2 protein-coding genes and 1 other RNA gene are annotated in these 2939 nt (G+C 34.5%); all 3 read right to left on the bottom strand.

Annotated elements, in window-relative coordinates:
- Window positions 1–240: 240 nt before the first annotated feature.
- The 3 genes from PF272_RS01640 to PF272_RS01630 all read right to left on the bottom strand — a co-directional run bounded on the left by PF272_RS01640 (window position 241) and on the right by PF272_RS01630 (window position 2833).
- On the bottom strand, window positions 241–477 hold the full coding sequence (locus PF272_RS01640) for a hypothetical protein (protein ID WP_271141390.1): 237 nt from the start codon (window positions 475–477) through the stop codon (window positions 241–243).
- A gap of 209 nt (window positions 478–686) precedes the next feature.
- Window positions 687–784: signal recognition particle sRNA small type (ffs, locus tag PF272_RS01635), an RNA gene on the bottom strand.
- Between the two features lie 123 nt (window positions 785–907).
- The gene (locus PF272_RS01630; RefSeq protein WP_271141389.1) at window positions 908–2833 is read right to left on the bottom strand and encodes an ABC transporter ATP-binding protein; all 1926 of its coding nucleotides are present in this window, start codon (window positions 2831–2833) and stop codon (window positions 908–910) included.
- Window positions 2834–2939 lie beyond the last annotated feature (106 nt).

Below are 2939 nucleotides of genomic sequence, written 5' to 3'. Positions count from 1 at the left end.
TTTATTAGGATTTGTGACTAAATTTAAGTGCATCCACAGTCTAATCTATTATTTAGTAGCTATTTCTCAACTATATTTAGTTAAGTCAAACATTAATTTTATTTAAGTTTTTTCTTAATTTGACAAGATACCTATCTAAACAACTTTTACAATAAAAATATCTAGTAATATTCTTTTCAAGAATAATCCACATTTTCATTATTATATAAAGATAATAATCATCTTCAATCCAATATAAAATTATTGCTTTTTTATTAACTTCCAAAAATCATCAGTAAATGACCATGCAAAAAGTATCAACCACATCCATAAAAAAAATTTAAAATTAATATATAAATATTCTTTATTAAAGAAAAAAGCTGTTTGATCAATAATATTTTTATCTAAATAACGTTTAATCCAAATCATACCTTGTACTTGAATAATCAATCCAAGTGTATAACCAAAAGTTTTCCTTAATCTTGTTAAGGTATCCATTACTTATTTTCCTTTTTATCGGTTAATTTATCTATTAATTCACCAGAAAAGCTACCTATATTTATATTCTCAAAATATGAGCTATCAAATTATTTATAAATAAGTATGTTTTAAAAAATATCATCTTACAAGATCACTTTATTGGTAAGGATAAATTTTCTGAAAGAATTATAAAATATTTATATATGAATGGCGATAAAATGGCGGAGGCCTTTTCAGCTGAATCTCGGCACACAAAGTTCTAACTTGGGCTGCTTTCTTCCGAACCTGACCCGCTGAGCTAGAGTTTGTTGCGAGGAACCGAAAAGGCCTCCATTGAAGATGTCGAAAAGACGGCTCGCATTATCTGATAAATAGTGCGGAAATGCAAGCCAGTCTGGCGTTGTTGCTTATTCTTTTAGCATTTTCCTAAATTTTCTTAGCAATCGACTTAACCATTAGCAATTTCTTCTAATTCAGCCCAACGTGTTAATGCATCATCTAAGGCTTGTTCTTGCTCTGCTAATTGCTGTAATTTTTGGCTGGTTACCTCATTTGCCTGCGTAAAGAAATCTGGACTATTAATTTCCGCCTGTAATTGTTGAATCTGTTGTTCTAATGTTTCTAACAATGTTGGCATTTGAGCTAATTCTTGCTGTTCTTTATACGAAAGTTTTACTTTACGTACTTTATTGGCTCGAAAATCCTGTTTTTTATCTTGTTTTTTCTCTTCAGTTTCAACTTTTACTGTTTTGGCTTCCGTTTGTTTTTGCGCTAATGCATTCGCTTGCTGCTGCTTCGCATCATGATAACCACCAACATATTTATTTAAGATACCATTTCCTTCAAAAATAAAGCACTCTGTTGCCGTATTATCAATAAACTGACGATCGTGGCTAACAATAATCACAGTACCCGCATACTCTGTGAGTAATTCTTCCAATAACTCTAATGTTTCCACATCCAAATCATTGGTTGGTTCGTCTAAAATTAATAAATTGTTCGGTTTTAACAATAATTTGGCTAATAACAGACGATTTTTTTCACCGCCTGATAATGCCTTAACAGGGGTCATCGCCCGCTTCGGTGGAAATAAGAAATCTTGCAAATAACCAAGCACATGACGTTTTACGCCATTCACTTCGACATCTTGCTTACCATCGGCAACATTATCCATTACTGTTTTTTCTGGATCTAACATCGAACGATATTGATCAAAATAAGCAACTTCAAGTTTTGTCCCAGTATGCACCCGCCCTGAAGTAGGTTGTAATTCCCCTAACAACAACTTAATAAAGGTGGTCTTTCCACACCCATTTGGACCAATTAAAGCAATCTTATCACCACGCAAAATTGTGGTTGAAAAATCCTTTAATAACACTTTATCGCCAATTTGATAATTGAGATCTTCAATTTCAAATACAATTTTGCCAGAACGCACTGCATTATCGACTTGGATATTCGCTTTCCCCATTACATCACGACGTTGACGGCGTTCCTCACGCATTGCTTTTAACGCACGTACTCTCCCTTCATTTCGTGTACGTCTTGCTTCAATTCCTTTACGAATCCAAACTTCTTCTTGTGCTAAACGTTTATCAAATAATTCATTCTGCAACGCTTCTACACGTAGATTTTCCTCTTTCTCTTGCAAATATTGTTCATAATTACCTGGGTAAGAAACCAATTTGCCACGATCTAAATCAATAATCCGCGTTGCCATTCGACGAATAAACGCACGGTCATGCGAAATGAAAACGATACTACCTTTAAACTCAAGTAACAGATTTTCTAACCAAGTTATGGTATCTACATCTAGATGGTTGGTTGGCTCATCTAATAGAAGTAAATCGGGTTCTCTGACTAATGCTCTAGCTAACGCTGCTTTACGTTGCCAACCGCCAGAAAGCTCAGCCAACGCCACATCTGGATTTAAACCTAAGCGAGCTAAAACCTCTTGAATTCGATTTTCAAAACGCCAGCCATTTAAATGCTCAAGCTGCATCTGAATCTCAGATAAACGCACTAATGTTTTCTCTTGATAGTCTTGCGCTAGCCGTAAAGATAATTGATGATACTCTTTTAATAATTGTGCTAAATCTTCAATCCCTTCTGCAACATAATCAAATACAGTCCCTTCAATATGACGAGGTGGATCTTGTTCTAAGCGGGCAATAATACGATCTTTTTCAATAATTAATTGCCCATCATCAAGCCCAGCTTGCCCTGCGAGAATTTTTAAAAGTGTTGATTTACCCGCACCATTACGTCCAACTAAACAAACTCGCTCACCAGCTTCGATTGTCATATCGGTATGATCTAATAATGGATGATCACTAAAAGAGAGGTATGCACCAGAAAGGGTTAAGATTGCCATAGTTTACCTATTACTTGTTTTACCACTTATTTTCGGGCGCATATTGTAACAAAAATTTAGGGGATTCCCATTAAAAGGATAATTATCCCCATAAGAAAAACTTTTT

The organism is Gallibacterium faecale, assembly GCF_027920745.1.
Taxonomy (GTDB): Bacteria; Pseudomonadota; Gammaproteobacteria; order Enterobacterales; family Pasteurellaceae; genus Gallibacterium; species Gallibacterium faecale.
The sequence above is the reverse complement of the archived record's forward strand: the minus strand, read 5'-3'. Positions and strand labels throughout refer to the sequence as shown.